Source organism: Perlabentimonas gracilis (assembly GCF_011174675.1).
GTDB lineage: Bacteria > Bacteroidota > Bacteroidia > Bacteroidales > Tenuifilaceae > Perlabentimonas > Perlabentimonas gracilis.
Genome location: NZ_JAANIG010000030.1, coordinates 19,564 through 35,361, shown reverse-complemented (window position 1 = coordinate 35,361; position 15,798 = coordinate 19,564). Strand labels below are relative to the sequence as shown.

The following is a 15,798-nucleotide window of genomic DNA, read 5'->3' as shown; positions in this document are numbered from 1 at the left end:
TCTTAATAGTGTATGATTTGTTATATCGCTGGTTAGGCAGTTGAAAATATTACATAGTGTTAGACTAGTATTATTAACAATATGCCTCAAAATTTTTGGTCTGAACCATTCAGATACCATATCATTAAAGAATCTGCTTAGTATTGAGGGTTTGACTTTGAGTCAAACCCTCAATGCAAAACCACAATTAATACTCTTCTAAAATCATAAGATAATAATATAAATCATAATTATTTTCAACATTACGATATTTCCAAGCTCCTGAAAAGTCACGTAACATTTTATAATTATTTGCATAAAAAATTTCCCCATCTTTACGCCAAAACATAATGAGCTCATTAGTATTTTTTTTAGAAACTGATACAGAGTCAGCTAGACGAATAAAATAATCCGCTCCTGCACCTTTTCTATAATGGTCTGATATATTTACTAATAAGAGCTCTTCAGACATTGATTTTATTTCAATCTCCTTTTCGTTAATACCATTCAGTAAATCACTATCTGAATATACTGTTAAAAATATATCAAATTCCATTTCATTTCGAAAAGAATAATCCTCCCTATACTCTTTATCACCACAAGATTGTAAAAATAAAGAAAACAAAAGCAAACTAAAACCCAAAATGGGTAAATACTGCGGTAATCTCCTGTTGGCGTCCATATCTTTGAATTAAACGGTTTCTTAATAGTGTATGATTTGTTATATCGCTGGTTAGGCAGTCGAATATCTGTTTTTCAGTTAACGGGTTATTTAATCGTGGTCTATTGATTAAAGCATTACTACCTAATTGTCTTAATATCCCCGGTCTAAACCACCCAACATCCTCATGCCAATCCTCATTATTATACTCCTTTGCGGCCAGCATCCCCCCAATGTAGTAGCCCCACATTTCGCCGATGCCACAGTAGCCGGCATTAGGGCGGGAGGCATCGCCGTAAACCGAAGGAGTATTATCAATATAGCAGGATGTGATATAGCTGGCGTATTTAGACCAATAACTTACGCCTACCTTTCGGAAATGGCTGGCATGGGCTAGCTCATGTAGGGTAGTACGATATAAAGAAGTATCCTTTGGGCCAACCTTATTATTAAGAGTGATATCTGGCACCCAGTTGGTAAGGGTATTATATACAGAAACTGCATTGTTCGCATACCCCAAATAATCGAAATTATATCTCCACCCATCGGAATTGGGGCCAGTGTACCATGCACTTACCCCCCTTTTAAGCATTGGCGCAGAACCACCTTTCCAGAAGGAGGCGGCCCATATTCGCAGTTCCGTTGGTGGCTTAAGGATATTGTTCTCATCGCACCACTTGTAGTAATCATGGGCAGCCGTGCTTACAATACAGAAGGGGATATCGTCCTTATCCCTTGCTGCTGTAAAGGTTTTGTCATACCCTTTCTTATTATGATATCCTAAGCCAATATTTTTTGCCTCCATTAGGCTTATGGTATTGTGCTTAATGGACCAATCGTTGTCGCGGTAAAAGTAAAGCCTATAGTAAGGGCCTACCCTAAATCTTTCGCTACACTTATAGAAACCTTCTTCGTTGGTCACACCTCGTCCAATTTTTGCTCCTACCCAACACCTTACGGTTAATCCTTTTGCTGCCACTGAAGCATCACCTCTGTTAGGATCTTGGAATAGTATGGTTCCTGTGGGTCTTTCAAGTGAAATTCCTTTTGTACTGTTTTCAGCTTCAACCGAACCCCTTCGTTCCAACATCTCCAGATAACCGGCATTGCGAAGTGCCCGTTCCTCGAGCATGGCCAGATGGGTGTTCTTCTCGTACTCATTATCATCGGGGATGTAGCACTCCTCTATCACCTCGTACTGCACTTCAGGAAAATTAAAGTTGGCCTCAACCGTTGTGTACTGCCAGGTTATCTGATCCTCGGGAATGCTGGGATCGTGGTAGTACTCGCCCTCCTGCTCAATCTCGTAGGTAAGGCAGTGGTCAAAAAGCATAAGGTTTAGCGAATCGGTAAGCAGGTACAGCTCATCGAGACTACTGGGTAAAAATCGCACATATAAGTGCGTTGTGACTATGGTCTCGGAGGGAGTTTTGGTTGGGGCAAAGGCTTTTTCCGCCACAAGCTCCTTGTTGGCTTCCCGCATAAGGCTAACCGAGTAGGGGTTGTCCATCTTCTTTCCTAGCTTAATAACCTGTACTACTTCGGTGGGAGTATCAGGCTCTGGCAGCAGGGTTGTTTCCTCCTTAGTACAGCTAGAGAAGAGAAGAGAAGAGAAGAAGAGGGTTCCTAATACACAGGATCGTCTCCAGCTTTGACTTGCATTTTTTCTCATTAAAAGAATTTTAGGTTAAAATTAGTGATAATTAAAAGGGCGTGTTAACACAATACAAATATACTGTAATTTCAATATAACAAGCTATATTACCATATAAAAATTACACCTAACCACCTGTTTATCTGTTTTTTAAGTGCGATTTTTTGACATAGATATCCCATACCAAGGAGGAGATATCCATGGGTTTTGTAAAGCACAATTCTTTAGGTATGTAAACAAAATATGGGATTGGCAGAATGCCATTACCCTATAGCCATAAATCAACAAAGTTTTTAAAAATAATAGTATGCCCTTTATATACTATGTCATCAAATGGCTATTTGTGACAATGGTTTTTTAAAAAATTTCATCTTTTTGTACTATTTATACTTTTTATAAATAGCGGCAATGGTATATCCTTTTGAATATCTTTTGTTTAACAACAGTTTATTTCATTACGCTGGCAAGTTTCTATTCTTTAGAATTTTAAAATTTCTACCTATCCAACTTAATAATTAATCCTGCCAGAGGCAGGCATCCAAGCAACTCAATATTAACTACTTTCGGGGCTGTCTATCAGCTCAGCATATGTCATCCCGTGAGTATTATCATCCAATCTATCCAGCCAAATGTATGTCAATCTTTCAGTTGCTCTGCTTAGCATTGAGGGCTTGACTTAGAGTCAAACCCTCAACAATACAGCTGCGGGAAGCACACCCTAAACACCTTACTTTATGCAGTTTATCACAACCAACTCTACATAACAAACAATCTCGTTATCCCATGCTATTATGGGATAACGAGATTTAGGTTATTAAGCGTCTCTCTGGAAAGTAGATAAAAACTGGCTGGAGCAACAGATAAACCAGACGTAAGAAGACAGTTTATGCTACTTCTTTAGAAGCAATAAGCTCCTCCAATACGAAGGGACAAACCAATACTCCCATTGGTATTCGACTCGCTTATATCGTCATAGGTTGTTGTAAAATCGGCAATTTCTGGAATTAAAATATGGAATAGGCCTTGCACCCTAATATCAATACGCCCAATTTTTACTCCGGCGTGTATTCCAGCATGCGGTGCAATGTAAAAGTCTTTCTCAATATCAACATCTGCACTTGTATTTGGCGCAGGAAACTCAAAACCAGTAACTACAAGCCTGTTAAAATTTAGGCTAATCCCACATGTGTAACCAGCGTAGTACATCGACTCGCTACTTTTTCCAATTAGCTTGCCATTAAGTTCCAACGGGATATGAACCGAAATAATTGAGTTGAATTGTTTGTTAAAATACCCTCCACCTCGTAAGCTAAAAGTATTTGTAAGGTTTCTCTCGTAAGTTAACCCAACAAGGCTTGAGGAACCCTCGATATATGGATTGTAAGTATCACCAGCTTTTTGGCTTTTGGGAGTTCTAATCATATAGCCACCAAGATCAAGTCCAATTGAATTTAAACGCTGAGAAAAAAGCGTATGGGACGCGATAGAAAGTATGACCATCAGCAAAAAGTACTTTTTCATAAAATGTTGTTGTTTAATTAGTTTTATAGTTTTTCAATCCTTATTCCTAACCATTCGTGCTTATTCATTTTTGGGTCTAGCTAGGTTTAACGTAACCAGCAACCCAATATAATTTCCCGACAAGGTGTATGAACCTCTTGTGTCGGGTGAAACTTCCAAGTTGGCAAATTGGTACTCTCCTTCTAAAACGTTCTGGAAATTTGCAACATAAATAAAGTCAATATTTAGTAATATTTTCTCTAAAGCATACGAAAACCCAGCACCCATAATAAAACTACCTTGATAAGCATTTGATGGGCTATAAGCTTTGATACCAAAAACTTCTCTTCTCTCAGAAAGTTCCTAACTAACAAATGATTGTGTGTACCTAATTTCTCCAAAAGGAGATTTTTTACTTTAAATCCAGCCAAAAAGGAGCAGAAATATTTACTACCTATATTCAATTTATACCTTAATGTTAGGGGAACATGCTATAGGGCAAAAAATCATACACCACGCCAATATTAAAGCCTGGTTGGGGCAAATTCTCTAGCTGGTAGTCTCCGTAGTTAGGATTGACTTTGGCACTACTATACAATACTGGCCCTGCCACTATCCCCCATTTTCTGAAGTTTTCAAGAAGCGGAAAGTCCGAACACGAAGAGCTCTGCGCGATTGCTTTTGCTGGAATCATGGTGAGGAGAAACCCCACCATGATTATAAGTTTATTATTAATTGTTCTTACCATATTAAAGGGGAATGAAAATTTAACTCTCAACAGCAGAAAATTTTGCTCGATAAAATAACTCATATTTTGTCTTTCATCCAATTCTGAAAAGCTCTTTTGGGTAGTTTTATGGTTCTGTTAAGGGCGTCCTCAATCAATCAATCGAGCACACTTTACGAGTTCAACGTAGCCAATCACTCTGCCCGTTTCGTTATGTCGAGAATCAATCACCTGAAAGCCAAAACTTAACGGGATTGCTTATATATTCATACCTTAAGCTATATGTTGAAACGCACTCCAGCCCCAACCAGTACCTGCCCAATTCCAGGAGTTTGCATAATTATCAACTTACTATTTGCGAAAAGAGTTAATGATTTTGACAGCTCAAAATCGAACCCAATGCCACCTGTTACGCCAAAAAAATAGTTGGTTACAAGTATGTATTCCCCTTCAAGTCTATAGTTGCCCGGCAATATCTCTACTGGAGTAGTTACAGTGTGAGTTAAATTATCCTCTCGGGAAAAAGTTACTCCTGCATTTACAACCACCACAAACCATTTTTTCTTAATGGGTTGGATAAAGGGGGTTAGGCTAACTAGCCTGGAGCTGTATGAGTAGGGTATGTAAAGATCGGAGGGCCAGTATGGAAAGTACCTTCTTTCGTTATGATAGTAATGGGAGTAGCCCAATGATACACCATAGAATCCTTTCCTTAGGCCATACTCCACACCCAGCATTTGACCGGGATAATCGTCACCTCCTACTGAAACCATCGAATACACACCTAGCCGGTGTTGGATGCTATCGCGATTGGCAGAGTAGCTTTGGTTACCCATAAACAGGAAACCTAGAAAAAGTACAAAAGAATATTTCATAAAACTTTTTTAAAAATGCATACGCACTAACAGCACGTATGCATTTTGATTAGAATTATAATTGTGTTATAGATAAAGTAAAATCGAAGACATTGCTTGTTTGCCTTACTTTTACACCACCATAAGTTGGCGACAGGTGGTTGGTCTCGTAAAACCAGTCCCTGTCCCATTCGCTATGGCCCAACCCTGTTCCTGATACTTCAAGTTCAGCAGATGCGGTAACTTGTGCAGAAACAGAGTCGGCTTTATAACCCACAGTTCCAGCTATTTTATAGGTCCCTTTATTTCTATGTCGATAAGCTCCCACTACCTGCTTTGTTTTTTCCTTACTCCATTTTGTATCCCACACGATATTAACTGGATACCATTTCTTATCCTTTGCATATTCTCTTGGTAACTTAATTAGTATACTAGTGGTAAAGGTACCTGTTAAGGAAAAATTAACAGGATTGTATGCCCCTTCTCCTCTTACAACGTAAATATCAAAGGTTCTTGTCCAAAACCAAGTATTCCAGACAGTTTTTAGTTTTATGTGCTTCAGCGTTACCACTTCATGATCCTTATTAGCAGAAACTGGGATATCACGTGGGGGTCTAGTAACATCCCCAATACCATCATCTATAACTGGATATTCAATTTCTAGATAATTGGGGGTAATAACCAAAACGGGATTGTTGTCAGCATATTCCTCGTTTACCACAACATTGCTTTTGTTAATTCCCGAATATATATAACCTGGAGATTCTGGTATAGTTTCATCAATTGGATGTCCTGTAACTGTGAAAAATTGATTGTCCTCGGAATATCTATCTAAAGAGTATGGTGACCAAATTCCGCAATCATTTTCAATAAGAAAATCCAATAGGTCTTCATCCAGATCAAAATCGTTTTGGCTTTTTGCATAGGCTTTTTCGAGCGCGTTCTTTAAGTTTGAAAACTTAATAACGCCACCTTTGGTAACTCTTTCCTCATTATTCATAACTTGCTTAAATGAAATCTCAGGCGTAGTTCGATTCGCTCCAGTAAATTGTAAAACTTCATTATAAACACTTTTATCTATAATAATACTAGATAATAGTTTCGCAGCTTGATCAAGCTTACCCTTTAGAATCAATTCGCCTTCGGTAAGCTCCATAGAAGTTTCAAAATCCTCTGGAACTACTGCATCCTTATCACAGCTAGAGAAGAGAAGAGAAGAGAAGAGAAGAGAAGAGGATTCCTAAAACACAGGATCGTCTCCATTTCTGATTTGTTTTTGTTTTCATTAAACTAATTCTTTAGGTTAAAATTATTAATAATTAATAGGGTGTGCTAACACAATACAAATATACTGTAATTTCAATAAAACAAGCTATGTTACCATAAAAAAAATACACCTAACCGCCTGTATATCTGTTTTTTAGTGCGTTTTTTTTGGCATAGATATCCCATACCAAGGAGGAGGTATCCATGGGTTTTGTAAAGCACAATTCTTTAGGTATGTAAACAAAGTATGGGATTGGCTGAATGCCATTACCCTATAGCCATAAATCAACAAAGTTTTTAAAAATAATAGTATGCCCTTTATATACTATGTCATCAAATGGCTATTTGTGACAATGGTTTTTTAAAAAATTTCATCTTTTCGTACTATTTATACTTTTTCTAAATAGCGGCAATGGTATATCCTTTTGAATATCTTTTGTTTAACAACAGTTTATTCCTTCAAGCTAGCAAGTTCCTATTTTTTAGAATTTTAAAATTTCTACCTATCCAACCTAATAATTAATCCTGCCAGAGGTAGGGTCAATCAATCACTCATTCATCCAAGCTACCTGCTCTGACGCCAGTCAGGCAGCCTGCCTGCTGGCAAGCCATAGCCGTCAGGCTAAGATCAATTTCAATTTATCTAAAGTCGCTAACTTCCTTATTCACATGCTCGTAGAGGGTGCATAGCGATAGGGTATAGATTGCAAAGCCTTAAAGCACCCCTGCCTTACTGCCGAAGGCAGGCAGGCCGTAGGGGTGCAATATTTATCCGCAGCCCTTATTGCGCATCTACGAAGCGCTAATTTATTTGAATTAATTTCTTCAATCGCTATTTGCCCTCTACGAGGGCTATGGTATTCATATTCTGCTCAATTCAATAGAAATAATTGTTTGTTTTGTATCCTTAGCTTGACGGCTATGGCTGGCAAGCAGGGTCAATCAACCAATCTTTATGAACTTTAAACTCTAAACTCTTTGAACTCTATGAACTTTAAACCCTAAACTTTATGAACCTTATGAACTCAAAACTCTATTTTTTGTTCTATTTTTATTGACAAATATGCGAATATGGAACGCGAAGTTTTTAGTACCAAGCGCAAAGCGCTAATGCTCAACTTGGATAACACCAAGTACGGAACCATTGCCGAAATTGGTGGCGGACAGGAGGTTGCCCGGTCATTCTTTCAGGCTGGTGGCGCCTCGGGAACCATTGCCAAAACCATATCGGCCTACGATAAAACCTTTAGCGACCACCTTTATAACGAGGGCGATAGCGGCCGTTATGTTAGTCTCAATAGGCTTGAGAAGATGCTACAAGCCGAGTACAACGATTTATTGCAGGTGCTTGGCGAGAAGCGTAGTTCCGACCTGAAATTCTTCTCGTTTGCCGATACGGTGGAAACGCTTAACTACCAAAAGAGCAATCAGGGCCATGGCTGGATGGGTGTTAAGTTTGAGCACTCCAAGCTGGGCGAACCCAACGAGGTGGTTATTCACGTTCGCCTTTTAGAAAATGATGGCCTGCTGCAGCAGTACACGCTGGGCACGCTGGGCGTTAACCTAATATTTGCCTGTTTCCACTACCACGATAGGCCCAATGTATTTCTGCAATCGCTGCTTGATAATTTAGATACCGACCGCGTTGAGATTACTATGGCCCGAATGACTGGCCCCGACCTTTGCTACGTTGATAATAGGCTACTATGCGTGCAGCTGGTAAAAAATGAGATGACCCCCGCTGTGATGTTCGACCGCCACGGCGAGGTGCATCAACCCGCCGATTTTTTGTACAAGAAGAACGCGCTGGTACTCAGGGGACGATTCCGACCCATTACTTACGTGGGTTTCGATATCCTAAAAACATCGTACGCACTTTTTAAGGAGGATAAAAACTTCTCGCCACACAATACGCTACAAATATGCGAAATAACGCTTAATAACCTGCTGGAGGAGGGCGAGATTGATGAACGCGATTTCCTGAACAGAGTTGACCTGCTTAACGGGATGGGGCAAAACGTACTGGTATCGAACTTTCAGGAGTTCTACAAAGTTGTTGACTACTTTAATCGATTTAAAATCCTTAATCTTCGTGTAATTCTTGGTGTGCCAACATTTAGAAGGGTTATGGAGAAGAAGTACTACACCTGCCTGCGTGGTGGCATACTCGAGGCTATGGGCCGTATGTTCCCCGATAATACTCGATTCTACATCTACCCTGCCCTCGATAGGGAAACGGGGAAAATACTGCTGGTTGATGATGTGGAGCTGGAGCCTGATGTGAAGCATATATTCGATTATCTGGTTGATAATCGGAAAATAAGAAACCTACGCCAAGCCAAAACCAAGTGGCTGCATATAACCCCAAATGAAGTGCTAAGGCTAATGCATAGCAACGATAAGCGCTGGGAAACCATGGTACCGAGATACGTTTCGAAAACTATAAGGGAAAAGAAGATTTTTGGGTATAAATAAGCTATTTGTTTATAACGCTTTTGACAATAATGCGTACAAATCTACTCCTCCCTGATGCTTTTCAGAATATTCTTTGAAAGGATGCTATGGGTTGGGAAAAATATCCAAAGAACACCGCTTACAAATACTGAAACTAAAAGTATTGCTACAAACCCATAGGGCACGCTAAAAGCAGGGGAAAGTAGCGAAGGTAAGATTCCAATCACTGCCGATAAAGTTCCAATGGCTAAACCTGCTAGTAAAAGGAACAGGTTTTCAGTAAAAATCAACCTAAAGAGCTGCCTTATGTTAAAACCCATAGCTAGCATTACGGCCAACTCCGCGCGGCGCTCAAGCATATTGCGAAGCAATACTACGCCCAAGCCGAATGTGCCAATCACAATGCCCAAACCACCCAGCACCATAAACACCGTGAGATAGGTGTTTTCCACCGTGTTAAACTCGGCCAAGCGAACCGATGTGGGCTTTACCTCGACGCCAAAATCGACCAAAGAACTATTAAAAAGGTCAGTAAGTTCAGGTTGATAATCAGAAGGAGCATCGACCAGCATAATTGATGAACCGCTGGATGAGGGGAAATGCTTGTTGAATAGCTTATCCGAGATAAGGATATTACCCTGAAAAATGGAGTTGCTTAATCCTGCAACTATTCTCAGGTTTAGGGTATCGCCAGCCTCATTCAGGTAGCGAATGGTATCGCCCACCGATTTCATTAACCCCCAGGTTAAAACGGTTTGATCGACAATTGCGGGGATAGTGTTGTCGCCATAATCGTTGTGCAGCTCAAGCCAAGTTCGGTTTTTATCGACTCCTTTTAGGTGATTAACAAACGAAAATGCCCCAAGGCTATCAAATGCTTGATAATTAACCCCTAGGATGGCAGGCTTTTGCACCTGATTGAGGTTTAGGCAGCTGGCATCATCACCATCGAGGCGGTGAAGCTGAATAAAATCGACACTATTTAGAATGGTATCGTACTCCAGGCCCAATTTGGCTTTGCCAAAGTTTGTATTCAAATCGTACGGAATGGGTAAGGTAGTTTCCATCCACAGCAAAAATCCTCCAGTACCCGAGTTACGCTGATTTTCGACCCCATAAAAGGTTTTTCGGTTTGCACCAGTAATTATGATGATAAATGTTCCCAGCGCTAGCAGGGCTATGGTTGTGAGGCTTCTCGATCTGCTTCTTGCCGAATTTGTAATGGCTAGCTGATTTAGAGTTATTGGTTTAAGGTGATTTCTATTGGCAATCACCCTGTAAAACCAATTTATCAACCCAATGCAACCTGCTAGAAAAAGACCACCAGCAGAAAGAAATAGCGAGGGGTTTATGGCATTAATATCAGAAAGGGAAAAGGCTACAATGGCAAACGAAACAGAAATAAGTACAATTGCTATGAATAAACTTATTGCGCTTCTTCTTCTAAATGTGCCTATTAACTCTTGGAAATTACTCCGAACCAAGCTTAATATGGGTTGCTTAAGCTTTCGTACAATCACAAGGTAGATAGAAAGAGACGCAATAGCCACACTGATACAAAAACCAAGAATTGCAGTTGATGGCAATGCAAAAACCTCAAGAATATTGGTATGCACAGCACCCTGCCAAACCGAATTCAGTGCCCAAATAATTACCTGAGTGTAGCCAATGCCTAGGAATACTCCTGCAATTCCTCCCAATAAAGATGTAAGAACCGACTCCCCCAGATGAATGCCTGCAATCATCCTACTTGAAAAGCCAAGACCTGATAAGATGCCAATCTCCTCCTTCCTCGATTCCACATTCAACGAATAGGTAAGCACAGTTAGCAGAATTGATGCTGCGATAAGAAAAAAACTTAGACTGATGAAAAGACTACCAAAATCGACGGAGTTTTTTGCCGAGCTGATACCCTGCTCATAAACAGGCATAAATGCTAATCCCAAATCGGCGGGATTAATGCTTTTCGTTAGATGCTGTACCAGATCATCAAATCCAATGGACTGCATATCAAATCGAATGGAAGTGTAGTTGCCAAAAGCATTCCCCCAGAGGGTAATACCCTGATGCATTGATATTAGTGCCTTTGGCGTGCCACGGAAATCGTTCCAGTACTGTTCGTCCTTCGGACGAATCTTCTCCAGATCGATGGGAATTCCAGTCTCCCAATCGTAGCAGCTACCCGCATCGGCAAGTCCAGGAAAAAGTGGCATTAAGGAGTTGTTTACAAAATCACTTTGAATGGGAATAATATCTCTTACAACGAATGACTTTGATTCCTCCTTCAGCGTTCGAAGTGGACCAATCACAAAGTATTTCAGCTCTAACGTATCACCAGTTTTTGCACCCAAGTCGTTGGCAAGCCATTGGTTGATTATGATCTCATTATCCTTAATTGAAGAATTAACCAGCGGTTGAGTGGCAGCAGCAACAAAAGAGTATGGAGTTTCTTTACCGTTTAGCCTAAACGAATTAACCAGATAGGTCAAAACCGTTTCATCGGTTATACCTTGATTTAGGATTGACTTGGCGATGGGATTATCAATAAAAATCCTCTCCGAGATTAGCTCGTACCTATAAGATTCGGGTAACTCACGAATGCTAAGGCCAGCATCGGCTATGGAAAAGACGTTGTTTAACGTAGAATCTAACTTTTGTGAAGATAAATCAGCCCCATTTTTATCCGCAACCAGAATTACGTTTGCCTTACTAGTTAGCTCAAGATTTTTGGCAAGCAGCTGATTAGAAAGAAATACATTGAATGGTGTAGCCTGATTGCTTTTTAGGCTAAAACGTCCCATTTCATCATCGGTGGCGATGGACTTAACCCTAACCCTAATGGCGATTGATAGATTAATATCCTGAGCAAAAGGAGCATTCAGCGGAATAGCATCCAGCTTCTTTACCCTTAGTAAGAATTCATCACCCACAGCAAGATTCAGGGCTTTGGCAACCTCGTTGTTGATAATAACCTCATTATCATATGGCGTATCGACCTCTATACCCGATAGCGTCCAAAATTCCTTATCAATACCAATTACTTGAATACCATTTGCCCTAGCACCATTATCGGGATTGGATGCAACCCCCTGCGCCATAAGCAGAGAGGCTGTGGGCACATTTAACTTTTGACCCAATTCCTGTGCAAGTTCCCAGCGCACCAAACGCTCGCCCGTCATTAAAGCGTATCGGATATTTCCTAGGCGAACATCAACCAGTTTACTAAGGCTAAGCCTAACAGAATCGCCAACAATTAGCGCACCGGTTAGCACAGCTGTACTTATAAGCGTGCCAGCGAAAAGAGCCAGGTGTTGCTTGCGATAAAAGCTGATACTCCTTAGAATATATCGAAGAATTGACATAGCGATGAACTAAACAAGTTTGCCTTTTGATAGCCTGTATATTGTGCTCATTTTCTCGGCTAGGGTGAGCGAGTGCGTAACCACAACCATTGCAACATTGTGCTTTCGGTTGATATCGAGTAGCAATTCGCCCAGCTGAAAAGCCGAATCCTGATCCAACGAACCAGTGGGCTCATCGGCAAGGATTAGCTCAGGCTGATTGATCAAAGCCCTTACCAACGCAGCTCTTTGGCACTCGCCACCAGATAGCTGTCCGGGTCGCTGATGAATTCGCTCGGTTAGGCCAACGCTACTGAGCAACTCCATAGCCCGTTCGGTTAGCTCCTTGCCTTTATTCTTGCTACGCAAGGGAATTGTTGGAACTAGAATATTCTCGAGCAAGCTAAGCTGTGGCAAAAGATGATGAAACTGAAATACAAAACCAATGCTCCTATTCCTAATCTCGGATAGCTGCTTTTCGTTAAAAGTGTTAACATCTTGACCCTTAAATAAAATTTTACCCGACGAAGGGGTATCTATTGTACCGATAATGTTAAGCAAAGTGCTTTTCCCCGAACCCGATGGTCCAACAATAGATATCAATTCCTTCGATTTTATGGTTAAATCGATACCGCTTAACACCTCACGTTGCACGTTAGTGCCAGGATTAACGTACGATTTAGATATATTGGTTAATTCTACAATCATTTTTTTATGTTTTCTCGTCCATTAAGCAAAAATAAGAGCTGGAGGTGTTAAAAATTGTTGGGTTTAGAACAGCGTTTAAGTTTCACGTGATAAAGTTAAATTGAAACGATGAATAAACCAGCCCACCTAAAAACTAGCATTTTTTAACCCCCTGATTAATCCCAGAAATTTCATCATCGATATTTAGTAATTTAACCCAAAAGCCCACAATGGCAATACGTTAAGATACCCAAATTCAATATCATCTTTTACTACAAATGATTTTCCATCTTGATTTATTTGGGTTTGCTGTTTATTTTTTCCACCAATTTCAAACGTATAGTTACCAATAACAAAATCAGCCTTTTCGGAAGATATCACTTCGTGTTTTTGACGCATTTGATTAAAAAAGAAAGTTTCACGAATATTTCCAATATTTGATTTATCACCAACCAAATTATAGATTATATTGGTATTATCCAGATAAACTTTTTCCACCTTCCCTAAACCTCGAATACCGCTTGTTTCATTTCGTAACTGACTAATAAGTCCAGCCTTTTCCATATACAAGAAGTAATCGTCTAAAGAATTTCGGCTCACTTCAATCATTCCAGAAATTTTAGAAAAATTTGGTTTAAAAGGAACACTTTCCGCAATGATCGAAAGCAAGCGCTTTAATTTACGGCTTGTTCCTACATTGAGATTGGCGTATTGCGGAATATCTGTCTCCAATGTTTGTACAATGATTTGTCCTAAACGTAAATCTAGCTGATTTTCGAGACCAAAGGGATAGTAACCTTGTTTTAAATAGTCATTAAACAACGGTAGCGGATGTTTTATATCCTTTAGTTTCACTTCGTTATTGACTATCTGCTCCAGTGAGTAAGTATCAGTATCGAAATTGTGGAATAGTTTTAAATACTCCCGAAATGAAAGTCCTTGTAATTTGTAGATTATAGCACGGCGACTTAAATCTGCAGAACCTTTTAGTATATCAAGTACTGAAGAGCCAGTGAAAACTATTTTTAAAGAAGGAAATGAATCGTAAATATTCTTTAGCTCTTGAGACCAGTTGTTGTATTTATGTATTTCATCAATAAACAGGTATTCTCCTGCATTTTTGTAAAAATCATCAGCTAAATCAAACAGTCTGTTCTCACCAAAATACATATCGTCAGCCGAAACGTATAAAGCCTTTTTGCTGTCCAAATTTTCCTTGATGTATTGCAAAACCATAGTTGTTTTACCAACGCCTCGTGCTCCTATAATCCCAGTCATTCGACCTTCCCACGAGACTTTATCGTACAAATATCGCTTAAAGTCTGTTGAAGTACTTTGTAAAAGCGTTTCAAATTTCTGGTAGAGTGTTCTCATTGTTTTGATAAACTGATTTTCTCAAAGATACAAAAACGCACAACACAATTAACAATAATTACCAAAATACTTCATCGTGTTGTGCAATTTACTATATCATACTTGTTGGTAACCATTTGAAATAATATTAGAAGTATGGGAAATGGAATGACATATACTCAATTTCTTTGACAAGCATCTACTTCAAGTAGTTTCTCAATTTCTTTTATTAGCAATTCTATACCGTCAATCACAATTAAGCTATTTAACCAAACTCCTGTAAAAGTATATCATAAAGAAACGCCATTACACTTTCTTTTTGTTCGTTGGTTTCAGTGAATTTAGTTTCTTATTAGCTTGCTCAATGCTTGCAATAAACTGTTTTTCAACTTCTGATATCTCATCAACCGATTTGCTTTTGTAGGCTTCGTATTCTTCCATTGCTTTACGTTGGGCTATCTCTGCCGAAATTTTTCCTGCGTGAGACAGAACATCCTGACGGCTCATTTTAATAAAACCGTCTAGCACTTCAATCCATTCTTTCATATACATTGGTTTCCGTTGCATCGCGTTTATTTCTGCAATATCTAAGTACGCCGAAACCAAACGGTTTAATACTGCCAATTCTTCTTCTGCAAGGTAATTCTTAGCAATACCAATTTCCTGTTTTGTGGGTTTTTGCCCTTTAAAAGCAGTTAAGCCCATAAATGGTAACTGAGCATTGGCTCTTTGGAAAATAATCTCGGCTGCTGTATGCCCGTGGGCAGCCCAATGCAACTTGTTTTGAACTGTTTGGAAAAATTTCTGGGTAATGCTCGCTCGTGGGTCATAGTCCACGCTAGTGGCGTAAATTTCTAGCACTTTTCGATAAAAAACTTTTTCAGATGAGCGAATATCCCGAATGCGTTCAAGAAGCTCTTCAAAGTAACCACCGCCTTGCTTTAGCAAATCATCGTTCATTGTAAAGCCCTTAATAAGATACTCCCGTAGGCGTTCGGTTGCCCAAATACGAAATTGCGTACCACGAAGCGATTTTACTCTGTAACCTACAGATATTATTACATCTAGGTTGTAGTGATTTATAACGTAACTTTTACCATCAGTTGCAGTTGTTCGGAATTTCCGAACAACTGAATCTTCTTGTAACTCTCCTTCTTTAAAAATGTGCTTTATATGTTCGCTTATGTTTGATTTTGACGACTGAAACAATTCCACCATATCGGCTTGTGTGAGCCACACAGTCTCATTCTCGAGACGAACCTGAATTTTTAACTGCCCGTCATCGGATTGGTACAGCAATATTTGACTACTCATTGTCTGAA

General features: G+C 39.6%; 11 protein-coding genes. 1 reads left to right on the top strand and 10 read right to left on the bottom strand.

Annotated features, from left to right (window positions below; genetic code table 11):
- Positions 1 to 187: 187 nt before the first annotated feature.
- The 6 genes from G8O23_RS12680 to G8O23_RS12655 form a co-directional block, all read right to left on the bottom strand.
- On the bottom strand, positions 188 to 661 hold the full coding sequence (locus G8O23_RS12680) for a hypothetical protein (protein ID WP_166365398.1): 474 nt from the start codon (positions 659 to 661) through the stop codon (positions 188 to 190).
- Positions 612 to 2,312, bottom strand: a complete 1,701-nt coding sequence (locus G8O23_RS12675; protein ID WP_166365396.1) for a hypothetical protein — start codon at positions 2,310 to 2,312, stop codon at positions 612 to 614. The genes G8O23_RS12680 and G8O23_RS12675 overlap by 50 nt, the downstream gene beginning before the upstream one ends.
- A gap of 879 nt (positions 2,313 to 3,191) precedes the next feature.
- The gene (locus G8O23_RS12670) at positions 3,192 to 3,815 is read right to left on the bottom strand and encodes a hypothetical protein (RefSeq protein WP_166365394.1); all 624 of its coding nucleotides are present in this window, start codon (positions 3,813 to 3,815) and stop codon (positions 3,192 to 3,194) included.
- Positions 3,816 to 4,272: 457 nt separating this feature from the next.
- Positions 4,273 to 4,623 (bottom strand): hypothetical protein, encoded by a 351-nt coding sequence (locus tag G8O23_RS12665; RefSeq protein ID WP_166365392.1) that lies wholly within the window; start codon positions 4,621 to 4,623, stop codon positions 4,273 to 4,275.
- 176 nt (positions 4,624 to 4,799) lie between these two features.
- Entirely contained in the window at positions 4,800 to 5,396 is a 597-nt protein-coding gene (locus G8O23_RS12660; RefSeq protein WP_166365390.1) for a hypothetical protein, read from the bottom strand.
- A gap of 55 nt (positions 5,397 to 5,451) precedes the next feature.
- Positions 5,452 to 6,531, bottom strand: coding sequence for a hypothetical protein (locus tag G8O23_RS12655; protein WP_166365388.1), 1,080 nt, complete (start codon positions 6,529 to 6,531; stop codon positions 5,452 to 5,454).
- 1,181 nt (positions 6,532 to 7,712) lie between these two features.
- On the opposite strand from G8O23_RS12655, the gene G8O23_RS12650 reads away from it, so the two are divergent.
- A complete protein-coding gene (locus G8O23_RS12650) occupies positions 7,713 to 9,116 on the top strand; it encodes a TonB-dependent receptor (protein WP_166365386.1) in 1,404 nt (467 codons plus the stop codon).
- A gap of 41 nt (positions 9,117 to 9,157) precedes the next feature.
- On the opposite strand, the gene G8O23_RS12645 is transcribed toward G8O23_RS12650, so the two are convergent.
- The 4 genes from G8O23_RS12645 to G8O23_RS12630 all read right to left on the bottom strand — a co-directional run bounded on the left by G8O23_RS12645 (position 9,158) and on the right by G8O23_RS12630 (position 15,790).
- Positions 9,158 to 12,457 (bottom strand): ABC transporter permease, encoded by a 3,300-nt coding sequence (locus tag G8O23_RS12645; RefSeq protein WP_166365384.1) that lies wholly within the window; start codon positions 12,455 to 12,457, stop codon positions 9,158 to 9,160.
- Between the two features lie 9 nt (positions 12,458 to 12,466).
- The gene (locus G8O23_RS12640) at positions 12,467 to 13,144 is read right to left on the bottom strand and encodes an ABC transporter ATP-binding protein (protein ID WP_166365382.1); all 678 of its coding nucleotides are present in this window, start codon (positions 13,142 to 13,144) and stop codon (positions 12,467 to 12,469) included.
- Between the two features lie 183 nt (positions 13,145 to 13,327).
- The gene (locus tag G8O23_RS12635) at positions 13,328 to 14,497 is read right to left on the bottom strand and encodes an ATP-binding protein (RefSeq protein WP_166365380.1); all 1,170 of its coding nucleotides are present in this window, start codon (positions 14,495 to 14,497) and stop codon (positions 13,328 to 13,330) included.
- A gap of 285 nt (positions 14,498 to 14,782) precedes the next feature.
- Complete coding sequence (locus G8O23_RS12630) at positions 14,783 to 15,790, bottom strand: virulence RhuM family protein (RefSeq protein WP_166365438.1); 1,008 nt, start codon at positions 15,788 to 15,790, stop codon at positions 14,783 to 14,785.
- Positions 15,791 to 15,798: the final 8 nt, after the last annotated feature.